Annotated in this window: 19 protein-coding genes; 6 read left to right on the top strand and 13 right to left on the bottom strand. The window is 66.1% G+C overall.

Going from position 1 to position 20,634, the window contains the following annotated elements; translation table 11 throughout:
- Window positions 1-190: 190 nt before the first annotated feature.
- The 13 genes from DFR24_RS01880 to flgG form a co-directional block, all read right to left on the bottom strand.
- The gene (locus tag DFR24_RS01880) at window positions 191-2,974 is read right to left on the bottom strand and encodes a LuxR C-terminal-related transcriptional regulator (RefSeq protein ID WP_162850980.1); all 2,784 of its coding nucleotides are present in this window, start codon (window positions 2,972-2,974) and stop codon (window positions 191-193) included.
- 260 nt (window positions 2,975-3,234) lie between these two features.
- Entirely contained in the window at window positions 3,235-3,717 is a 483-nt protein-coding gene (locus DFR24_RS01875) for a hypothetical protein (protein WP_133879656.1), read from the bottom strand.
- The gene (locus tag DFR24_RS01870; protein ID WP_162850979.1) at window positions 3,707-4,615 is read right to left on the bottom strand and encodes a metal-dependent hydrolase; all 909 of its coding nucleotides are present in this window, start codon (window positions 4,613-4,615) and stop codon (window positions 3,707-3,709) included. The genes DFR24_RS01875 and DFR24_RS01870 overlap by 11 nt, the downstream gene beginning before the upstream one ends.
- Before the next feature lie 320 nt (window positions 4,616-4,935).
- Entirely contained in the window at window positions 4,936-6,282 is a 1,347-nt protein-coding gene (gene fliD / locus DFR24_RS01865) for a flagellar filament capping protein FliD (RefSeq protein WP_133879654.1), read from the bottom strand.
- A gap of 38 nt (window positions 6,283-6,320) precedes the next feature.
- Window positions 6,321-6,668, bottom strand: a complete 348-nt coding sequence (locus DFR24_RS01860; protein WP_133879653.1) for a flagellar protein FlaG — start codon at window positions 6,666-6,668, stop codon at window positions 6,321-6,323.
- Window positions 6,669-6,750: 82 nt separating this feature from the next.
- On the bottom strand, window positions 6,751-7,911 hold the full coding sequence (locus DFR24_RS01855) for a flagellin (protein WP_133879652.1): 1,161 nt from the start codon (window positions 7,909-7,911) through the stop codon (window positions 6,751-6,753).
- A gap of 159 nt (window positions 7,912-8,070) precedes the next feature.
- Complete coding sequence (gene flgL, locus DFR24_RS01850) at window positions 8,071-9,264, bottom strand: flagellar hook-associated protein FlgL (protein WP_133879651.1); 1,194 nt, start codon at window positions 9,262-9,264, stop codon at window positions 8,071-8,073.
- Window positions 9,265-9,388: 124 nt separating this feature from the next.
- The gene (flgK, locus tag DFR24_RS01845; protein WP_133879650.1) at window positions 9,389-11,029 is read right to left on the bottom strand and encodes a flagellar hook-associated protein FlgK; all 1,641 of its coding nucleotides are present in this window, start codon (window positions 11,027-11,029) and stop codon (window positions 9,389-9,391) included.
- 9 nt (window positions 11,030-11,038) lie between these two features.
- Window positions 11,039-11,986, bottom strand: coding sequence for a flagellar assembly peptidoglycan hydrolase FlgJ (gene flgJ / locus DFR24_RS01840; protein ID WP_133879649.1), 948 nt, complete (start codon window positions 11,984-11,986; stop codon window positions 11,039-11,041).
- 49 nt (window positions 11,987-12,035) lie between these two features.
- On the bottom strand, window positions 12,036-13,091 hold the full coding sequence (locus DFR24_RS01835) for a flagellar basal body P-ring protein FlgI (RefSeq protein ID WP_366518894.1): 1,056 nt from the start codon (window positions 13,089-13,091) through the stop codon (window positions 12,036-12,038).
- A 149-nt stretch (window positions 13,092-13,240) separates the two neighbouring features.
- Window positions 13,241-13,840 carry a flagellar basal body L-ring protein FlgH gene (flgH, locus tag DFR24_RS01830; protein ID WP_246051478.1) on the bottom strand — a complete coding sequence of 200 codons (600 nt, stop codon included), beginning with the start codon at window positions 13,838-13,840 and terminating at the stop codon, window positions 13,241-13,243.
- A gap of 41 nt (window positions 13,841-13,881) precedes the next feature.
- Window positions 13,882-14,043, bottom strand: coding sequence for a hypothetical protein (locus DFR24_RS24810; RefSeq protein ID WP_246051477.1), 162 nt, complete (start codon window positions 14,041-14,043; stop codon window positions 13,882-13,884).
- A 60-nt stretch (window positions 14,044-14,103) separates the two neighbouring features.
- Window positions 14,104-14,889: a flagellar basal-body rod protein FlgG gene (gene flgG / locus DFR24_RS01825; RefSeq protein ID WP_133879646.1), complete on the bottom strand. Its 786-nt coding sequence runs from the start codon at window positions 14,887-14,889 to the stop codon at window positions 14,104-14,106.
- Window positions 14,890-15,243: 354 nt separating this feature from the next.
- Between flgG and DFR24_RS01820 the strand changes: the two genes are divergently transcribed.
- The 6 genes from DFR24_RS01820 to DFR24_RS01795 all read left to right on the top strand — a co-directional run bounded on the left by DFR24_RS01820 (window position 15,244) and on the right by DFR24_RS01795 (window position 20,631).
- Window positions 15,244-15,954, top strand: coding sequence for a hypothetical protein (locus DFR24_RS01820; RefSeq protein WP_133879645.1), 711 nt, complete (start codon window positions 15,244-15,246; stop codon window positions 15,952-15,954).
- Between the two features lie 53 nt (window positions 15,955-16,007).
- Window positions 16,008-16,739 (top strand): hypothetical protein, encoded by a 732-nt coding sequence (locus DFR24_RS01815; RefSeq protein WP_133879644.1) that lies wholly within the window; start codon window positions 16,008-16,010, stop codon window positions 16,737-16,739.
- A 174-nt stretch (window positions 16,740-16,913) separates the two neighbouring features.
- Window positions 16,914-17,312: an FHA domain-containing protein gene (locus DFR24_RS01810; RefSeq protein ID WP_133879643.1), complete on the top strand. Its 399-nt coding sequence runs from the start codon at window positions 16,914-16,916 to the stop codon at window positions 17,310-17,312.
- A 129-nt stretch (window positions 17,313-17,441) separates the two neighbouring features.
- Window positions 17,442-18,071 (top strand): hypothetical protein, encoded by a 630-nt coding sequence (locus DFR24_RS01805; protein WP_246051476.1) that lies wholly within the window; start codon window positions 17,442-17,444, stop codon window positions 18,069-18,071.
- 278 nt (window positions 18,072-18,349) lie between these two features.
- Complete coding sequence (locus DFR24_RS01800) at window positions 18,350-19,183, top strand: MbnP family protein (RefSeq protein WP_133879642.1); 834 nt, start codon at window positions 18,350-18,352, stop codon at window positions 19,181-19,183.
- Window positions 19,180-20,631 (top strand): cytochrome-c peroxidase, encoded by a 1,452-nt coding sequence (locus tag DFR24_RS01795; protein WP_246051475.1) that lies wholly within the window; start codon window positions 19,180-19,182, stop codon window positions 20,629-20,631. Before DFR24_RS01800 ends, DFR24_RS01795 begins: the two co-directional genes overlap by 4 nt.
- Window positions 20,632-20,634 lie beyond the last annotated feature (3 nt).

The raw sequence follows: 20,634 nt of genomic DNA, 5'->3' as shown, positions 1-20,634 counted from the left end.
CAAAGAAGATGAGACCCGCTTCGAGGTCTGCTAGCGCGCTGGCGCGCGGTGGCGGCGTCGCACCGCAGCCGTCATCGAGGGCCGTCGGGCGCGCATTCAGGCGCGACGCTCACGCGCTGGCCTCGAAGCCGCACATCAATTCAGGCGCCGACCTGCGAGGCCACATCCCGCCCCGCCTGCATCGCGCCGTTCAGAACAGCTGCATCTCGCGCGCCCGGGCAGCGGCCGCGCTGCGGCTGCGCACGCCCATCTTTTCGTAGATGTTGTGGAGATGCCATTTCACGGTGGCCTCCGATACCAGCAGCGCATCCGCGAGCTGTCGATTGGCGAGGCCCGCGTCGACGAGGCGAAGCAGTTCGGTTTCCCGCACCGTCATCGATTCGACCATGTCGGACCGGCGCGCGGGCCTGGTCTCCGCGGCCGGCTGCGCCGATGACTCGCCGCGCAGGATCGAATGCAGGCTGCGCTGCAGCAGCAGCTTCTTGTCGAGGTCGGCGCAGGACACCGCGTCGGTCCGGCGCTGGGCGATGGCGTCGAGAACGGGAAGCAGCGCACGCCCGGCCGACGCGATCGGATAGACGTGGAACTCCGGCGCGGCCGCGCGCAGCGCCCGGTCGAGTTCGCGCGCCGCGTCATTGCGGCGATCGGCATTCCAGAGCGCGACGGCGCGTACGGCGGTGACCGTGAGGAAGAAGCACCCCTGGGTCGGAGCGCCCCGGGCCTGCAGAAGCTGCGTCAGGATCCTGGCCGCGGCATCCGGGTTCTGCTGCGCGAGCTGGAAGCGGGCCGCCAGCAGTTGCAGCGCGCCCCGCAGCGGGCGGCGCGAGAACGAGGTGCGGGTGCTGTCCGAATCGTCGAGCAGTCGCGTCCTGCTCGCGGTCTGGCTCGCACCGGCGGTGTCGCCAGCGATCAGCTGCAGCGTCGCCTCTTCGATCGCCAGCGCCGCGTAGAGACGCGGATGCTGGGTACCGAGGGCCGTGTGCTGCCCTTGCTCGAGGACGCGACAGGCGGCGCCGAGTTCCTGGTTCCAGGCCTGGGCCCGCGCCTCGTTGCGGATGGCCGCGAGGACCGGCTCGGCCGGACCGAATACTTCCTTGAAGATGCTCCCGTCGCCGAGGAACTCGCGCGCGCTGTCGAAGTTGCAGCGCTGGATCGCGATTTCCGCGTTGATCAGGCTGGACAGGCCGACGCCGTAGGAATGCCTCGAGCCTTCGGATCGTGCCGAGGCATAGGCGCGCTGGGCGACCTCGTGCGCGGTGTGCAGGCGTCCGAGCTCGACGTTGGCCATCACCTGCAGGAAATCGGCCCACAGCGTGGGAAACACGGCGCCGGCCCGCTGGCCGTGAAAGTAGGCGTCGACTGCCACCTTCGCGCTGAGTTCGAAGTCACCCTTGGCGAAGTGGCAGAGGCTCAGACAGTTGCAGATCGTCCCGATCAGGAAATCCTCGGAGGGCGGCAGGCTCGCGCGAAGTTCGCCGGCCCGCGCGAAGCACGACTCCATCTCATCCGCGGCCGCATGCGTCACCGCCTGCACCACGTGCGCCGTGACTCGCAGGCCCTGCCTGCGGGCGTCGTCGAGATCCCAGTTCGTACCCGGTTCCGCCTTGAGTCCCTCGAGTACCTGTTCGGTGAGCTGCATCGCGATGCCGGTGCCACGCGAAAACGCCCGCGACCAGGCGTGCGCGAGCAGGCTCTCCGGACGGTGATCGTGGAACTGCGTCGGCAGCCGTCGCATCCAGTCCAGGACGGTGTAATGGTCACCGTCGAACTGCGCGAGCTTCGGGCTGTGGCGCGCGATCAGGTCGGTTGCCTTTTCGTAGCACTCGCCATCGAGCGCGTACTGGATGGCCTCGGTCGTCAGATCCTTGTCCTGGCACCAGTCGGCCGCCCGTTCGCAGACATCGCGGTAGGCCTCCGGGGCGGTGCGCCGGAGTTCGTTCTGCAGGAACTCGGCGAACAGATGGTGGTAGCGGTACCACTGTCCGTTGCGGTCCAGCGCGATCACGAACAGGTTGCAGCGCTCGAGATGCTCCAGCATCTCGCCGCTGTCGGCATGGCCGGAGGTCGCGCGGCACAGGTCGGGCGACATGCGCCGCAGCGGCGCCGTCGTCAGCAGGAACTGGCGCACGATCTCCGACTGCGAACTGAGCACCGTCTCCACCAGGTAGCGGGTCAGGTCCTTGTCGCGCCCGGAGAAGCTCTTGATCAGCTCGCCGGCCGATCCGCGGTGCCGCCGGATCGCCAGCGCGGCGAGCTGGATGCCGGTCGGCCAGCCCTCGGTGGTCGTGATGAGCGCCTGCAGGTCGTCCGGCGCGAGCTCCACGTCGTGGTAGCGCTTCAGGAACACGCCCGCCTGGGTCGCATCGAAGTTGAGGTGATCCTGGTCGACCTCGATCAGCGCGCCCGCCACGCGCAGGCGCGCGAGGTCGAGCGGGAGCTGGACCCGGCTGGCGAAGACGAGGTGAAGACAGGGCGGCAGGTGCGCCAGCAGCCGGTTGAGGAAACGCAGGACCCGCGGATGACCGATGTGCTGGAAATCGTCGATGAAAACGGTCGTGGGCCGGTCGATCGCCGAAAGGCGCGCGACCAGGGCGTCGAAGAACACGTCGAAGTCGCGAACCGGGTTGGACCGCAGCGTCGAGAGGTCCTCGCGCGCGAGATTCGGGTCGACGCTGCTCAGCGCGGAAAGGAAATAGACCGCGAACACCGCCGGCGTGTTGTCGTCCGCGTCCAGGCTCAGCCAGCAGGTGGAGACCCCCTGCTCGACCATGTCGTGATGCAGCTGGGCCATCAGGGTCGATTTCCCGGAGCCCGCCGCCGCGACGATGCTGACCACCGGCGACATGCCACCCCAGCCCGTCCGCGAGCCGAACAAGGACTCACGCGACACCAGGCGCCTGTCCATGGCGGCGGGCACGAGCTTGGTTGCGATCAGGCCCTGGGGCAGGCTGGTCGCATTGGCGGCTGACTTCACGATGACTCCTCCCTTGGCACGATCCACGGCCAGCGCCATCACGCGCTGCCGTCTGCAATCCGTCACCCTCTATGGGGTGGTGTGTGATTGCCGGGCGGGATCATATGTCCGGAGGCCTGCAGAAAGCCCATCCTTTCGATCTGGCTTTCCCACCCGCGGCGGCGGGCGGGCGTTCAATGCGAGGAGTCCTGCGGAGGACGCAAGGGTTCACCCCAGGACGACGTCCTCCGCCGCAGGCCTCGAGGCGTCTCAGGCCGGACTCATCCGCGGCCGCCGCGACCGCCGACCAGGGTTCGCCAGGCGATCGCGATCAGGATCACGATCAACACCAGGATGCCGAAGTAGAACATCAGGAAGGCGATGGTGTTGGTGATCTCGCCACCGAAGGCCAGGCCCCGGCTGTTGGGGAAGATCGCGTCGAACAGCGAAGCCACCGTGAACAGCCATCCGATCGAGATGAACCCGAGGCTCATGCGCCGAAGCGTCTTCGCCGCGAACGGCAGCAAGGGCAGCATCAGCGCGAAGATCCACTGGATCAGGCCGTTGATCACGCCTTCCAGATGGGTCATCCGCCATGCCTTGAGCGAGCCCGGCATCTGGTATTCGATGTAGAGGAACGGCCACAGCTCGATCTTGCCCAGCAGGAAGAACAGGAACCCGAATCCGGCCAGTCCTGCGAACAGAAGCAACAGCGCGCCGCTGCCGACCAGCAGACGCTGGGTATCCTTGATCTCATGTTCCATAGCTCACCTCGTTGGATTTGACGGTCATTGAAGGGACGGGCATCAGCGGATCGCGGGTATCGACCATGGGGATCGAGCCGTCCGCGACGTCTGCGGGGAATCGCGCGAGCCACTCGCGGACCCATTCCAGGTCACGCTCGGCCCGGGGGTCGTGCCAGGGCAGCATCGCCCGCAGCAGGTAGGGCCCGATGTGGCGTACCGCGGTGACCCCTTGCGCGAAGAATTTCCAGCGCGACCGCCAGCCCTTCCAGAGGCCATCCTTCTTCAGCATCAGCACGCATGCGCGGACGCCGAAATTCAGCACGCCGTACGAGCCGTGCAGGACGCCGAACATCCGTTGCCAGTAATTCCCGTAGAGGGTCTGGTAGACGTCGAACGCCACCGTCTTGTGCTCGGTCTCCTCGACCATGTGCCAGAGCACGAAGGACACGACGCGCGGATCCGCATCCTTGAACAGCTTGCATCGCTCGCCGATGAGCCAGCGCGTCATGCCCATCGTCATCGACTCGAATCCGGCCGAGAACGCGAGACGACAGCCCAGGGATCGGGTCGACAGCTTGGCGTAGAACACTTCCATCTGCGCCTCGACGGCGGCGAGTTCCGTATATCCGCCGCTGGCGATGAGCTGGTCGTTGAAGCGCCGGTGGACGCGGTAGTGCTGCCCTTCCTGCGATATGAACGCTTCGCCATCGGCGTGCACGACGGGATCCTGAACCTGCTTGAGCGCCTCGCGCATCGTTCGTATCAGGAACGGTTCGAGGTAGGGCATGGTCATCGAGGCGCCGTTCCACAAGTGCGCGAGCTCGGGTTTGTCGGGAATCCAGTGCGGCTTCACATCCTGCGGAAAGTCGAACGGGATACGACGAGTGACGATTCTTGAAAGGGATTCCGACGCCATTCCTGATGCCTCGAGTTGAGGACTCCGCCATGCGGCTCCTGTCCGATGCATTAAGGGTCAAAGACCGCAGTGGTGTCCCCGATCGAAAGGTCGGCAGGTGGGATCGGTGCGGTTCGCAGGCGCGAAAGCAACATCGCAGGACTTCGTCGGGCGACGAGGTGTCGAGATCTTCGAACCGCTGCCGATCCCGATCGACGCCCGCAGGTCGTCAGCAGGTTCCCGCTTGAGCAGGGGATGCGCGACCCGTGGCCGCCGTTGCGGGTCGACGGGCTGCAAGAACCTACACCGCGCCGTGCGCGCGATGCAGTCTCGGCGCCTCGCTAGCCGCGGTACGCCCCTGGCAGGTTGCCCAGCTGCTGCGTCAGGTAATTGCTCGTGCTCGACAACTGACCGAGCAGCGAATCCAGTGCCGTGAACTGCGCCATGTAGCGTCGCTGCAATCCCTGCATGCGCAGGTCGAGCGCATCGCGCCGATCGGAGATGTCCTCGAGCCGCGCTTGCAAGCCCTTGGTGCCGGCTTCGAGGCGCCCTCCACTGCCGAGCACACCGTCGAGAAGTCCGGACAGCCGCGTGGCGTAGCCGTCGGTGCCGGCGAACAGCGCCTTCACCCCATCCGGATCCGCCCGCAGGGCGTTGCTCAGCTTGCCCGAATCCAGCTTCAAGGCTCCATCGGGCTGCGTGGTGATGCCGAGCTGTGCGAGAAGGCTGTAGTCGCCACCGGTGGCCGAGCCGCCGAGCACGCTGCGCACCTGCTGCATCGCCGAGCGCACCGAGGCATCGCCCATCAGCGGACCGGCGATCTTGGTCGATGCGTCGTACTTGCTGTAGGTGGCCACCGTTGCGACCAGCGCGTTGTAACTCTTGACCAGCGCCTCCACCGCCTGCGAGGAACTGCCCGAATCCAGGCTCAGGTCCAGCGTGCCCACCGTCCCGGGCTCGGCCTTCAACAGGTTGAACGTCACGCCATCGACCGCCTTGTCGAGCGTGTTCGACGCACTGGTGTACGCGAAGCCGTCGATCTTCACTTCGGCGTCCAGCGCGGTCTGCACGGAACTGGTCGTGACGAACGCCGCGCCACCGACTTCGGCCGCCGAGCTCAGCGAAACCGTGTTGGCCACACCCGTCAGACGCGAGGTCAGCACCAGGCGCGCCCCACCCGTCTCGTTGAGGATGGTGGCGCTCACACCGGTGTTGTCGGCGGCCGTGTTGATCTTGTCCCGCAAGCTGGCCAGCGTGTTGTCACCATCGGTGAGCACGACGTCGAAGGACTCTGCGCCCGCCGAAACCGTCACGGTGCCGCTGCCCACGATCGCGTCGGCCGACCCATACGTGCCCGTCGCGATCTTGCCCGCCCGCGCGAGCTGCATCACTTCGACGCCGAAACTGCCGGCGACGGCGCCGGTACCCGTCGTGGCGGTGAACAGCGTCGGCGTCGAGGACACGGCCGTCAGCTTGCCCAGCCCGCTGCTGCTGCCCTTGAGCGCATTGACGGCGCTCTGGAAGCCGCTCATCGCCGACTTGAAGATGCCGAGCGCCGACAGCGTCGTCTTGGCCGTGCTCTCGCGCAGGTTCAGCCGGTTCTCGACCGGCGCGCGGTCGGCTGAAACCAGCTGCGAAACCAGGCTGGCGACATCCAGTACGCCACCGCTCGATGTGATGCCCGCCATGTCGCCGTCTCCTGAAGGTTCTGCCCGAATCCACGCGCTCAGGCGTGCAGCTCGATGAGGTGCGGCTCGTACCGCGCGAGGCTGCGCGCGATGCGCAAGGCTTCCTCGCTCGGCATCTGCCGCAGCACGGTGCCGTCACTGCGATCCACGACACTGACCACCACGCGTCCCGAGTCGTCGTCGATGCGAAAATCGAGCGCTGCGCCGGACTCGGCCGCACGCGCGGCCAGGTCGTCGAGCGCTGCTTCCAGATCGATCGGCGCCTCGACTTCGGGTCCGGGTGAGATCGGCGCTGCCAGTCTCGGCGCGGATGCCGGAAACGCGCGAACGCCCTCGCTCGGGGGAACGAAGGCGACGCTGTTGATGCCTTGTATGTCGGTGGCCATGACCACCTCCGTATGACGAGTTGGAAAGCGACGGACCCGGATCCCGCCAGGGTTCCGGATCCGTCGCGGTTTACATCACCCCTTAGCCGCGCAGCAGGCTGAGGACGTTCTGAGGCGCCGAGTTGGCCTGGGCCAGCATCGCCGTGCCGGCCTGCTGCAGGATCTGCGAGCGGGTCAGGTTGGCGGTTTCCTTCGCGAAGTCGGCATCCTGGATGCGGCCGCGCGAGGAGGTCAGGTTCTCCGACGTCGTCTGCAGGCTGGCGACCACCGAGCTGAAGCGGTTCTGCACCGCACCCAGCGAGGCGCGTGCCGAGTTCACCGAGCTCAGCGCCGCGTCCATCTGGCGCATCGCGGAATCCGCACCGGCGACACTGGAGATGTCGAGCGTGGCGAAGCCCGTGCTCGTCGTCGTTGCCGTCGTGGCGGCCGCAAGGCCGGTGATGGCAGTCGAAGACGAAGCGCCCGCGTGCGCAATCGTGATCGCACCCGTCGTCGACACCAGGGTCACCGTGGTGGCCGTGTCGTTCACCGCGTAGACGCCGGTCTGGTCGGACACCGAGTTCACCGCCGTGCGCACGCTGGCCGCACGCTCCGTGGCGCTGGTGTCGGCGCCGATGCCGCCGACGCTGATGGCACCGTTGCCGTTGCCGCCGTCGATGGTGAGGTGACCCGCCGTGACGGCCGTGAACGCCGTTGCGGCTACGCCGGTGACCTGTGCGCTGGTGTAGGTGCCGAGGTTGGCCGAGCTGGCATCCACGATCGAGGCGACGTTGATCGTCTGGCCGGCGTTCGCACCGACCTGGAAGGTCTGGTTGGTGAACGAGCCGTCGAGCAGGTTGACGCCGTTGAACGAGGTCTGCGAAGCGACGCGGTCGATTTCGGCGCGAAGGGCCTGGGCTTCCGTGTTCAGCGCGGCGCGGTCGGACGCGCTGTTGGTGGCGTTGCGGCTCTGCACGGCCAGTTCGCGGATACGCTGCAGGTTGTTGCTGACTTCCACCAGCGCGCCTTCGGCCGTCTGCGCCAGCGAGATGCCGTCGTTGGCATTGCGTGCCGCCTGGTCGAGACCGCGGATCTGCGTGGTGAAGCGCTCGGTGATGGCGAGGCCGGCGGCGTCGTCCTTGGCGCTGTTGATGCGCAGGCCCGAGGACAGGCGCTGCAGCGAGGTCGCCATGGACGTCTGCGACGTGTTGAGGTTGCGCTGGGCGTTCAGCGACATCACGTTGGTGTTGATGGTTTGCGGCATGAGAGTCACTCCTGTTGGCGTAGGGGTCCCGGCGGGCACAGGCCTCAGGACTTGCTTCGGCGGTTGGGTTGGAAAGCCGTTGCTGTGAAGTTTTTCGGCGGATTCCGCGAAATCTTTAGGGGCGTGTTGCGACGACGATCGACGGTGCGCTGCGACCGATCAGCGGAGGAAGTCGAACAGGCTCATGCCCTGGATGCGCGAATACGACTGCTGCGCGGCCTGCAGCGCCGTCATCTGCAGGTTCAGGCGCGCCGTCGCTTCGGCGTAGTCGAGATCCCGCAGGCTCGACAGCGTGCTGTTGGCCTGCACGTCGAGCGCCTCGATCTGCGATCCGGCGTCGTCAACCGCGTTGAGGCGATGACCCACCGTCGCGCGCACCGACATCACGCGCTCCATTGCGGTATCGAGTTCCTGCAACGCGCCGAAGAAATTCGTCTGCTCGTGCGCACGACCCGCGGCATCGGCTGGCATCGCCGACACGAGCGCGATCATGTTCTGCACGACGGTGAACATGTCCTGCGTCTGGCTGGGCGTCACCGACACCGAGTCGCCGTCGACCGGCGCGCCGCTGAGCGTGAGCTCCGCGCCGCGAAAGCGGATGGCGGTGCCGCTCTGGTAGGCGCCCGACGCCACCAGCGTGTTGCCGGCGTCGTGAACCTGGTAATTGCCCGCGGCAAAACTCACGGTGTAGCTGCCGCCATCCCAGGCCGACGCGTCGAACACCTTGGCGCCGTCGAGCTTCACGGTGCCGGTGTTGCCGGCGGCCGCCGAGACGGCGAACGTGCCGTTGCCGCCCCTGAGATTCTGGAAGACCTGCGCGCCGGTATCGCCCAGCGCGACGCTGCGCTCCGGCCCGATGTCCATCAGCCGCTGGCTGGCGTTGCCCGAGTAGTTGGCGCCCACGGCGGCCATCGAGAACGGCGCGGAGCCATCGTTGGTACCGGCGAACAGGTAGCGTCCTTCGCCATCGCCGCTGTTGGAGATCGCCAGCAGCTGCTCGAGCTGCGACTGCATCTCCTGCGCAATGGACTGGCGTGCATCGCGGGAGGCGTTCGCGCTGTTCGCCTGCAGGGCCAGTTCGCGTACGCGGTCGAGCACTTCGGTCGCCGACGTCAGCGCCGTCTCCTCGAGACCGAGGCGATGCTCGACGACCGACGCGTTGTCCTGATAGCGCGCGAACTGCGCGACCTGCTGATCGAGTCCCGCGGCACGCGCCCAGGCGCCCGGATCGTCCTTGGCCGATACCAGACGGGTCGCGAGTGCGAGCTCGTTCTGCGTCTTGGCCAGCGCGCTCTGGTTGCGCAGGATGTTGGCCACGCCCTGGGCGTGCAATGCGGCGGTGGAGACTCTCATGGCGATGACCCGGCGATCGAATCCGTAGCCCGGACGAAGTCCGGGAACCGGCCGCGTGATCGAGGCGCATCCCGGACTTCGTCCGGGCTACGGGGGGCGGATTTCGACTGATGCGGTTTCATGTCTATCTCCGTGTCGCCGCCAGCAGCGACTGGAACACGGTGTCCGCCACGGCGATGACCTGCGCGGCGGCTTGATAAGCCTGCTGGAAGCGCACCAGGTCGGCCGCCTCTTCATCGAGATTCACGCCCGACGTCGCGTCGCGCGCCGCCACCGACTGCGACAGCAAGGTCTTCTGCGCCGTCAGCGTCACACCCGCCTGCTGCGCCTGGTTGCCGACGCCGCTGACCAGCGCGGTGTGGGCGGCGTTGAGCGTGCTGCGTCCGCCGTCGAGCACACGCTGGGTCGACAGCCCCATCAGCGCGCGGGCGTTGGTGTTGTCGCTCGAATTCGCAACGCTGCCGGGGGCAGCCGCCGCGATGCGCGACGCATCCGTCACGGCGACTGCGATGTCTTCCGCCGCGCCGGCCGCGGGACGGACGAGAAAGCGATCGCCCGCCACTGCGCCGGAGCCGATGGTGATGCGCAGGCCGTCGGCGACATAGGGATCGCCGGCCGAACCGCTGCCGGTCATCGCAACCGACGCACCCGTCGACGTGTTCGTCAGCTGCCAGGCGGCGCCGTCGTAGCGCAGCTGGTATTCGGCGTCCGTCAGTCCGGCGGTGTTGCCGAAGCCGACATCCACGCTCGCCGTTCCGTGATTGCCGCGCGACGCGAGCGCGCTGCCCGTCAGCGGCGTGAAGAAGTCGCCGCCCGCCTGGCCGGTGGCATCGACGCCCTGCCGATGCTGGGCGTTGAAGGCTTCGGTCAGGCCCACGGCGATGCGACCGAGCTTGGCGCGCGACGGATCGATGACCGCCCGCTGCGCATCCATCAGGCCGCCGAGCGATCCGCTGCCGATCTGCCCGGTGATCGCCACGCCGTTGAACGTGACGTCGAGCCGTCCGCTGCTGTACTCGTCGTCGTTGACGCCCAGGCTCGTCGCCTGGCTGCCCAGCACCAGCGCCTGGCCGTTGCCGACGAAGACATTGATGGCGCCGTTGTCGGACTCGTGGGTCGTCACGCCGATCTTGCCGGCGAGCTTCTGCACCAGCTGGTCGCGCTGATCGAGCAGATCGTTCGGCGGCTGACCGCCGGCGGCGCCGGTGGCCAGCGCGATGCGATCGTTCAGGGTCGCGATGTCCCGCGCTGCTGCGTTGATCTCGTCGACATCCTGGCGCACGCGCCCGTTGATCTCGGTCTGCAGGCCGTCGATCTGCTGCGACAGCGCGTGGAAGCGCGTGGCCAGCGACTGCGCGTCGCTGATCACCGACTGCCGGTTGGCCGTGGACGCCGGATCGGCGGACAGATCATTCAGGCTGTCGAAGAAGCCCTTCATCGGCGTGCCCAGGCCGGTCGCGGCATCGGACAGCCAGGTATCGAGCTGGCTGGCGATGCCTTCGAAGCTCTCGGCACGCTGGTACGACGAGGTGTCGGACACGATGCGCGCGCCGACGAAGGAATCCGTGATGCGGCGGACCGTCGAGGCGCTGACGCCGCTGCCGACATAGCCATCGCCCTGCGGGCCGCCGATGCGCGACACGAACTCCACGCGCTGGCGCGAATAGCCGTCGGTGTTGACGTTGGCGATGTTGTGCCCGGCCGTGTCCAGCGCCTTGCGATACCCGAGCAAGGCAGAGATACCGGTATTGAGAAGATCGGCCATGAGCGTCGGTTACGCCGCGGCGTCCTTGGTTGCGGGCCCTGCCCGGCTTATCGACGAACTGCCGATCAACTTGAGCAGCTTGTTCGCATAGGCGGGGTCGGTGGCGTAGCCGGCGTCCTGCAGGCCTCGCGCGAAACCGCTGGCATCGCCACCGGTGCCGTCACGCAGCGCATCCGCGTAACGCGGGTTCGACTGCAGGAAATTGGCGTAATCGTCGAAGGCATCGCCGACCGACTCGTACGAGCGGAACGCGGCGGTGACCTTCTGCATGCGGCCGCCCAGATGTTCGTGCGTGGCCTTCTCCAGCCGCGCGCCGTCCCAGGACGAGTCCGCCTTGATGCCGAAGAAATTGAAGCTGGGCGTGCCGTCGGCGTGCGCCGGAACGTGCCGACCCCAGCCGGTTTCCAGCGCAGCCTGCGCCATGATCGCCTCCGCCGGGACGCCGAGCTGTTGCGCCGCGCGCGTCGCGTGCGGACGGATCTGCTCTATGAACGTTGCCGGATCGGCGGGCGCCGGCGAGGTGCCGGTCGTCGCGACGCTGGATTCGGTCGTCGCGACGCTGGATTTCGAGCGTTGCGTCGAGACGATTTCGCGCGCCAGCGACGTGACCGGCTGGTACGACGACGACGCGGCGGTCGCTGGGGTCGAAGCCGCCGCACCGGTCCCGAGCATCTGTTTCACGAGCACGTCCGCCAGGCCCATGCCCTTGCCGGACGACAGGTGCAGCGCCATCTGCTGATCGAACATGTCCTGGTAGAAATCCATCTGCTGGCCGCCGCCGAGCACGTCGTCGCCCAGGTTCGCGGCACGCGCGGACTTGAGCAGCTGCTGCGTGAACAGCGCCTCGAACTGCTGCGCCGCCTTGCGCACCGCCTCCGGATCGTTCGCACGCGCCGACGCCTTGAGCTGTGCGAACGCACCCAGATCGGTGACCGCTGGCGTCGACGACAGGCTCACGGCACGTTGCGTCGCGTGTCGCCGGTGTAGCCGAGGATGCGGAGCGTCTTCAAATGATCACCAGCTCGGCGCGCAGCGCACCCGCCTGCTTGAGCGCTTCGAGAATCGCCACGAGATCTCCGGGCGACGCGCCGATCTGGTTGACCGCCCGCACCAGGTCATCCAGCGACACGCCACCATCGATGACGAACATCTTTCCGCCGGTCTGGCTGACCTCGATCGAGCTGCGCGGCACCACCACGGTCTCGCCGCGCGAGAACGCCTCGGGCTGACTCACCGAGGGCTTTTCGGAAATCGTGACGGACAGCGTGCCGTGCGAGACGGCGGCCGGCAGCACGCGCACCTTGTTGCCGACGACGACCGTGCCGGTGCGGGCGTTGACGATGACGCGCGCGGCGCCCTCGCCCGGCTGGACGTCGAGGTTCTCCAGCTCCGCCAGGAACGCGACGCGGGCTGCAGGTTCCGCCGGCGCACGAACGGCGACCGTCACCGGATCGTGCGCACGGGCGAAGTCGCCGCCCAGCAACTGGTTGATGCCGGACGCGAGGCGCGCAGCCGTCGTGAAGTCCGGCGTGTGCAGATTCAATTCGATCTCGGGACCGACGTCGAACGACGACGCCACGACGCGCTCGACCTGCGCGCCGCCCGGGATCCGGCCCGACGACGGCACGTTCACCGACACGCGCGAACCATCCTTGCCGGACACGCCCAGTCCACCGACGACGACGTTGCCCTGCGCGATGGCATACACCTGCCCGTCCGCGCCCTTGAGCGGTGCCATCAGCAGCGAGCCGCCACGCAGCGAACCCGCGTTGCCCAGCGACGACACCGTGATGTCGATGACCTGCCCGGGCTTGGCGAACGCCGGCAGCTCGGCATGGATCGCCACCGCGGCCACGTTCTTGAGCTGGGGGTTCACGCCCGCCGGCACCGTGACGCCGAGCTGGTTGAGCAGGCTCTTCAGGCTCTGCACCGTGAACGGCGCCTGCGAGGTCTGATCACCGCTGCCGTCGAGTCCCACGACCAGGCCGTAGCCCACCAGCGGATTCGAACGCACGCCCGCAACCGAGGCGAGATCCTTCACCCGTTCGGCATGCGCCGGCATCGTGGTGAACAGCAGCGCCAGTTCCAGCACGATCACCAGCGCAAGAAAACGCAGACGGGCCGCCCGGCGCGGGCTGGACGCGCCGTCGGGGGGTAGCAGCCCATCTGCGTTTTCTTGCGCTGGATATCTCAGGTACATGGGTCGGTTTCTCAGAACGGGAACCAGGGCGACGTGAAGAAGCGCGACAGCCAGCCCTGCGCGTTGGCATCCGCCAGCGCGCCGCGACCGACGTACTCGATGTGCGCATCCGCCACGCGGTCCGACGTGATGCTGTTGTCCGGCCGCACGTCCACCGGGCGCACGATGCCGCTCAGGCGAACGCGCTCGGAGCCCTGGTTGAGTTCCACGTTCTTCTCGCCGGCGACGACGAGATTGCCGTTGGGCAGGCGCTCGACGACGGTCACGGTGATGCTGCCGGTGAGCTGGTTGGACTGGCTGGTGTCGCCCTTGCCGTCGAAGCCGCGCGATCCGGACACGCCGATCTCGCCGATGGGCGTGCCGTCGCGACTCAGTGGCCGTCCGAACAAGGTCGGGTTGGCGATTTCGATCGACGTGTCCTTGCTGGTCGACGTCGATGCTTTCTTCTGCGCCTGCGTCTTTTCGACGAGCAGCACGGTCAGCAGATCGCCCTCGACGCGCGCCTTCGGGTCTTCGAACAGCGCGAACCCGGTTCCCGCGTTGTAGATGGCGCCGGCGGTGGCGGCCGGCGGCGCACGCCGTACCGAATCGGAGACCTGCGGCGTGGACACGCCCGGGCTGCCGGTCGTCGCGCAGGCGCCGAGCAACAGGCTCAGTGCGACGGCGCAGCCTGCTGCGAATGGGGTTGCTGCGACGCCGATTTTCCGTCCGGCACCATCACGCGAATTTCGCGCGTCAGCGCCGCGACGCAGAAGCTGAGGACGAACAACAACATCACGCAGACCATCAAGCTGACGAATCCCTCGATTCTCATGGCTCGATCCCCTGGACGCGGTCTCGGGAAGTGGCATGGCGTCTTGGCCGCTGCGGTTCATCACAGGTTGTTGGAGACATACGCCAGCATCTGATCGGTGGTCGAGATCGCCTTCGAGTTCATCTCGTAGGCGCGCTGTGTCTCGATCATGTTGACCAGCTCTTCGACGACGTTGACGTTCGAGGACTCGAGCGAGCCCTGCACCACGCGACCCAGTCCGCTCAGACCCGGCGTGCCGGTCTGCGGCGTACCGCTGGCCGAGGTTTCGATGTAGAGGTTCTCGCCCTGGCTCTGGAGGCCGGCCGGATTGACGAAGTCCGCGAGCGTCAAGGAACCGACCTGCTGCGACGCCGCCTGGCCCGCGAGCTGCACGCTGACAGTGCCGTCGGCTCCGACGGTGACGCTCTGCGCACCTTCGGGAATCGTGATGCCCGGCTGCACCGCGAAGCCGCTGGACGTCACGAGCTGTCCCTGCGAGTCCACCTGGAAGCTGCCGTCACGCGTGTACGCGGTCGTGCCGTCGGGCATCGTGACCTGGAAGAACCCACGGCCGTTGACCGCCATGTCGAGCGGATTCTGTGTCTGCTGCAGGTTTCCCTGCGAGAACTGCCGGTCCGTCGCCACCACGCGCACGCCGGTGCCCAGGTTCAACCCGGTCGGCGCCTGCGTCTGCTGGCTGGTCTGCCCGCCGGCCTGTTTCACCGTCTGGTACAGCAGGTCCTCGAACGCCGCCCGGCCGCGCTTGAAACCGGTCGTGGCAACGTTGGCCAGGTTGTTGGAGATGACCGTCATGCGCGTGGCCTGCGCATCCAGTCCGGTCTTGGCGACCCACAGTGCCGAATTCATGTCGTCGTACTGCGCCGGATTTGCGGCGCCTCCCTGGCGGTTCGACGGGAGGGGTACAAGTTCTGGGCCAGGGATCCGTGGCGGGTGGCGAGCGGGTGGGTTCGGGGCGCCTGCTTCTGGTTATCGGCGGCTCGCCGGGGAACTGAAGGCGGGGGTAGGATCGGGCGAGTACGATGGGATCAGGTCCCTTCTGGGGCAAAACGTACCGCCGAGTGCGCGGCCGCTTGAAGAGCTGCGACGATTTCGCCGATCACCTAAGCGCGCGCTAAACGGAGCGTCGGACTAGGGAATGGCTCGCCGAAGTTCGGCGTCGGCCTAAAAGCGGTCAGGTTTCTGCATCGTGGGAGGTGGCATGTGGAAGAGAATATGGTCTCGCCAATCATCGCCGGGCTAAGCGAGACGCAATTCTGGACCCTCGCACTAGCCATTTTGGTATCTGGCGCTTCGAGCTTTTTCTCGGCGCTCATCGGAAGCTACGCAGCAAAAAGAGGGGAGCACCTTGCAACAAAAGCCGATATGGACGCGCTCCGTAAGCAGCTCGCCGATACCACTCAGATTACCGAGCAGATTAAGAGCGACATAGAATATTCGCTAGCAAGACGAAAAGAGCTGGAAACTCACAAGCGAGTAAAACTCGAGCAGTACTGCCAAAGCTTGTACGAGGCGGCGGATTCTCTCTCTCTGGAAATGAATCAAAAATTTTTCGGAAGTGAGGCCCAAGCAGACGGGCACGCGTTCTCACGATCATCAATGCTGCAGAAGCTGTACTTCCCAGAACTAGCCGCTCAGCATGCAGCGTTTGGCGTTGCATGTGCGGATTTTAGATCGTGGATCGTTCGCGGAATGGAGGATAAGCTCAGCAAAATGCAAGCGGGCAATCCATCGCCCTTGGTTGGCCAGGAAATAATGAGCGAATATGCAGCGATGCTTAAGGGAGTGAATTTCGCAGTTTTCGCTATCGAACAAGAGGTAGTCACTATCGCCTCGGAATTAAATGCGATCCTTAGCAACTCGGCCCAACCAGCTTTTTCGGGCGACGTCGTTGCGTCCAATTCGCTCCGGTAACACGGAGGCTAATCGCAGGCGTCGAGGCCGATGGTTTCATCAGGGAGAGTTAATTGGACGTAAAAAATAACCCGGCAGGAAGGCTTCATGACATTCTGCTCAGCGCCCGACAGCAACAGTCTAAGGAACCGGCGCGGAAAGCATGGGCTACTGTCTTCCAGATCGAACCTAATGACACAAGCTCTCTTCTGAAACTGCTGGCGGATCTAATAAATCTAGTACACGAAACGAAAACGGCCATTCAACGACTTGAGGACGTCGATCACGCTTTGCATCTGAAACCTTTCAAGAGAATCGAATCTCTCTTGTCGCAGCTCAGTCTTGACTCGGCTTGGGACCATTGGAAGGCCCAGATCGACGACAGCACTCTTTATGGACTGCAGTTCAGCGCAGATCGCCTTTCCCGGATCAGTGGCTTCACTCAGATCCCGAATGACGAACTGAAAGATATTCGAAACGCCATCGACGAAATCTTTAACAAGGTTTTTGATTCGTCGATACCAGCCGAATTGAGAGCCCTGCTTCTAAGAAATATTGAGGCGATTCGCCTCGCTTTCGTTTCATACCGTATTCGTGGAATCGAGGGAATTCAAGGAGAAATTGAGCGTTCTGTTGGTTCTATTCTTCTCCATCAAGACGCGATCAAACGCTCGAATCCAGACGACCATGGTCTATGGAAGACTTTTTTCGGCCTGATCGATCGCCTAAATAAAGTCGTCACTCTCGCACGCAACACCAAAGAGATCGCGCCTCCCATCGTGCAAGCTATTACTCAGCTCTTGTAATAGAAGTGTGGTTCCATTAGCGATTCAAACCGGCCTCGCCGCCCCAGTCTCGTTACGTTTTTTATAAAAAGACCGAAGCGCGAGAAGCAGGAGCGTTGATAGCCGTATCTCGCGCTAGGCGTTCCATCGTCGTCGCCCCGATCCGGGTACCGATCTATAGCCGCGGAGGTTCCCATGTCTCCCAGAAATCACTTCCGGCAGATTGCATTCCTGGCCCTGCTCGGCACCAGCCTCGCCCACGCAGCCGATCAACAAATCGACCGCTTCGTCGTCACCAAAGGAACAGCGACTCCCACCGAAGCCGTCGTCACCGACGACCAAAGCTACCGGCTCACGCTGGGCCGCGCTGACGACAACGGCATCGTCTTCACCGACAAATCGGTGTCGCGCCAGCACGCGACGATCCTGTGTGCGAAGCATCACTGCGCGATCGAAGACGTGGGGACCGAGGGCAAGGGCAGCACCAATGGGACGGCCGTCAACGGCAAGAGCCTTGCGCCTCGCCAACCCTTTGCACTGAGGAAAAGCGATGTGATTTCGCTGGGGCCGGATACACAGGTCGTCGCGAAGTAGCCCGCTGTCGTACTACTGTCGTCACTCGTAGCCCGGACGAAGGCCGGGAACTGCCGCTCCCGTCACGCCGATACGTCCTGACATTCCGCGATCACGCGACACGCTGCCTCTCTGAAAGAACCCGACGTCGTGGCTCTCGCCGACCCGCACATTCCCTTGCTGGTGAAACTCGCCTACACCGCGTTCATGGCGGTGCTGGTGCCGGTCTACCTGCGCAAGTACGGGCCGACCAACTTCCTGTACTTCTGCGATGTGGCGCTGCTGCTCACGCTCGCGGGGGTCTGGACGGAGAGCGCATTGCTGCTGTCGGTGGCCACCGTCGGCATCCTCGTGGCGCAGATCTTCTGGCTCTGCGATTTCTTCGGGCGGCTGTTCGGGCTGCCGATGACGGGCATGACGGCTTACATGTTCGATGCGGAGCGCTCGCGGTTCCTGCGCGGGCTGTCGTTGTTCCATGGATGGCTGCCGGTGCTGCTGCTCTACCTGCTGAACTGCACCGGCTACGACCCGCGTGCGCTGCCGGCCTGGACCGTGATGGGGACGGTGCTGGTGCTGGTCTGCTACTTCCTGATGCCGCGGCCTTCGGCGGTTCGCGGGCTGGAGCCGGTGAACATCAACTACGTCTTCGGGTTCTCGGACGAGCGGCCGCAGGAATGGATGTCGGAGCGGGCGTGGTTGGGCGTGACCTTGATCGGGTTTCCGGTGGTGCTTTATTTGCCGGCGCATGTCCTGCTGCTTTGGGTGATGCCCGCCGCATAGCCCGGGCGGAGCCCGGGGTTCCGGTCGGGTCGCGAAAAGCTCCCGGACTTCGTCCGGGCTACGGGACTGCTTCCACCTCGTAGCCCGGGTGAAACCCGGGGCTTCTCCCTCTCGAGAGCGGCAACCCCGTGTTTCACCCGGGCCACGCGATGCCGATTGTTCGCGGCATATCGCTAGCCCGAATCGTTCCTTCGCATAACTCGGGCGCGCCGATAGCATTTTTCGATCTGAGAAGCCGGCTCCGGCTTTCGCGCGATCGTCATTCGAAGCCCACGGCCATGCCCGCAGCCGCAGCACTCTCCAATAAGAAGGAAGTCGCCTTCCCTGCAGCGTCCCTTCGTGGCACTGGCCTGCGCGTTCTCGCCGCTGCCCTGCTCCTCGCCTCCACGGCGTCGTGCTCGAAGCCGGGTGCCACCGAGTCGGGCCAGCCCGTCGAGATCGGCGTGCGGATCGAACACCAGGTCAATGGGCAGCCGTTCGCGCTGGGCGTGGACTACCCGCAGCCGGAACAGGCGCCGCTGCGCGTGACGCGCCTGAACTACTACCTCGGCCGCTTCCGCCTGCAGCACGAGGACGGGCGCTGGTTCTCGTCGGCCGCGCCCGACGATTCGCCGGGCGACTACCGGCTGATCGACGTCGCGCAGGCACCGAGCCTGCAGTTCGGGGCCATCCGCGTGCCGCCAGGCCGCTACAAGACATTGGAGTTCCTGGTCGGCGTCGACGAAGCACGCAACGCCGGCGGCGCACAGACCGGTGCGCTGGATCCGGCGGGCGGCATGTTCTGGACCTGGAAGAGCGGCTACATCTTCTTTGCGCTCGAAGGCCACTCGACGGCCTCCGGCGATTCCGATGGGGCGATCACGTTCCACATCGGCGGCGATGCGCGGCTCGCGCGCACGCTGGTGCTGCCGCTGGGACCCGACGCACTGGTCGTGAAATCGGGCGAGGCGCCCGTCGTGCAACTGCGCGCCGATGTCGGCCGCTTCTTCGAGGGCCTGCCCCTGGCGACGACGCACACGGTGATGTCGCCCGACGGCGCCGACGGCCTGGCGGATCGCTACGCCGGATGGTTCAGCGTGGGTCGCGCATCCACCGGAACCGGACCTTCGTGAAGCCCCGGTGGTACCGGACGGCCGCCGCACTCGTGCTGGCGGCGATGCCCTGTCTGGCCAACGCCAGCAGCGGCCTGGCCTCGCCCGCCGGCTGGCCGGCTCCGCGTTACGCCTTCGAGAACAATCCGGTCACACCGGCCGGCATCGAACTGGGCCGTCGCCTGTTCTACGACCCGAGCCTGTCGCGCGACGGCAGCGTGTCCTGCGCGAGCTGCCACCAGCAGGCCTCGGCGTTCGCGCACACGCGCCATCGCGTCAGCCACGGCATCGGCGGCCAGCTCGGCACGCGCAACGCACCGGCGCTGTTCAATCTCGCGTGGCAACCCGACTTCATGTGGGACGGCGCGGTCACGCATCTCGAACTGCAGCCGCTGGCGCCGCTGACCAACCCGGTCGAGATGGGCAGCACCTTGCCGCAGGTGATCGAGAAACTGAGTCGCGATCCGCTCTACCCGGCGCGGTTCGCCGAGGCCTTCGGTTCGCCGGGCGTCGACTCGCAACGCATGCTGCGCGCGCTGACGCAGTTCATCGGCACGATGGTGTCGGCGGACAGCGCCTACGATCGCGCGGCACGCGGCGGCACGCCGTTGTCGCCGGAGGCCGAGCACGGGCTGGCCGTGTTCCGCCAGCAATGCGCGTCCTGCCACACCGAGCCGCTGTTCACCGACCACCGCTTTGCCGACAACGGACTCGACGCGACGGCGCGCGATCCTGGACGCGGCGCGATCAGCGGTGATCCGAAGGATCGCGGGCGCTTTCGCGTGCCTTCGCTGCGCAACGTCGCGCTCACGGCGCCCTACATGCACGACGGCCGCTTCGAGACGCTGCGCGAGGTGATCGACCATTACGCCCACGGCATCCAGCATTCCGCGTCGCTGGATCCGCGACTCGCCGCGCCGCGCGACCTGTCGCTCGCCGACCAGCGTGCGCTGCTCGCCTTCCTGCCGACGCTCACCGACGAAGTCTTCGTCCGCGACGCGCGCTTCGCCGAGCCGCGCAACGAAGTGGCCGCTGCACCGTCCCTGTCGTGGTCCGCGCGAGTGGGCCAGGTGCTGGCTCGCCTGCTGCCGGGGGAGGCGGAGGCGCATTCCAGGATCGAGACCACCGCGGCGGTCTCCACACAGACAACCTTCGCGACGACCCGCTTCGCACTGCACGCACCGCCGGTGGAAATCGTCGGTGTGCGCGACGCGGCCGGCATCGTTCTCTACGTCGACGACTTCTCGAGCAACGCGCCGCGTGCGGGACTCGAGGTCAGCTTCCTGCACGGCACGCGCGCCGTCCGCGCCGCGCCAGAGGCGCCGGGCGTGTATCGGATCGGCATGGACGCGGACGGTCCGACGACGACGCCCGCCGTCCTCGTGATCCGCGGCGCGTCGCTGGATCTTCGCGTCGATGTCGACCTGTCGGGCGCGATCCCGACGGCGTCGCTGTCGGCTTCACGTTGAGAA

The organism is Panacagrimonas perspica (genome assembly GCF_004364935.1).
Taxonomy (GTDB): Bacteria; Pseudomonadota; Gammaproteobacteria; order Nevskiales; family Nevskiaceae; genus Panacagrimonas; species Panacagrimonas perspica.
The sequence above is the reverse complement of the archived record's forward strand: the minus strand, read 5'-3'. Positions and strand labels throughout refer to the sequence as shown.

Bases quoted from the DNA above. Each gene is read 5' to 3' on its own strand.
- DFR24_RS01875 (WP_133879656.1), bottom strand. From the start codon at position 3,717: ATGGAACATGAGATCAAGGATACCCAGCGTCTGCTGGTCGGCAGCGGC.
- DFR24_RS01870 (WP_162850979.1), bottom strand. From the start codon at position 4,615: ATGGCGTCGGAATCCCTTTCAAGAATCGTCACTCGTCGTATCCCGTTC.
- fliD (WP_133879654.1), bottom strand. From the start codon at position 6,282: ATGGCGGGCATCACATCGAGCGGTGGCGTACTGGATGTCGCCAGCCTG.
- DFR24_RS01860 (WP_133879653.1), bottom strand. From the start codon at position 6,668: ATGGCCACCGACATACAAGGCATCAACAGCGTCGCCTTCGTTCCCCCG.
- DFR24_RS01855 (WP_133879652.1), bottom strand. From the start codon at position 7,911: ATGCCGCAAACCATCAACACCAACGTGATGTCGCTGAACGCCCAGCGC.
- flgL (WP_133879651.1), bottom strand. From the start codon at position 9,264: ATGAGAGTCTCCACCGCCGCATTGCACGCCCAGGGCGTGGCCAACATC.
- flgK (WP_133879650.1), bottom strand. From the start codon at position 11,029: ATGGCCGATCTTCTCAATACCGGTATCTCTGCCTTGCTCGGGTATCGC.
- DFR24_RS01835 (WP_366518894.1), bottom strand. From the start codon at position 13,091: ATGCCGGCGCATGCCGAACGGGTGAAGGATCTCGCCTCGGTTGCGGGC.
- DFR24_RS24810 (WP_246051477.1), bottom strand. From the start codon at position 14,043: ATGAGAATCGAGGGATTCGTCAGCTTGATGGTCTGCGTGATGTTGTTG.
- flgG (WP_133879646.1), bottom strand. From the start codon at position 14,889: ATGAATTCGGCACTGTGGGTCGCCAAGACCGGACTGGATGCGCAGGCC.
- DFR24_RS01810 (WP_133879643.1), top strand. From the start codon at position 16,914: ATGTCTCCCAGAAATCACTTCCGGCAGATTGCATTCCTGGCCCTGCTC.
- DFR24_RS01800 (WP_133879642.1), top strand. From the start codon at position 18,350: ATGCCCGCAGCCGCAGCACTCTCCAATAAGAAGGAAGTCGCCTTCCCT.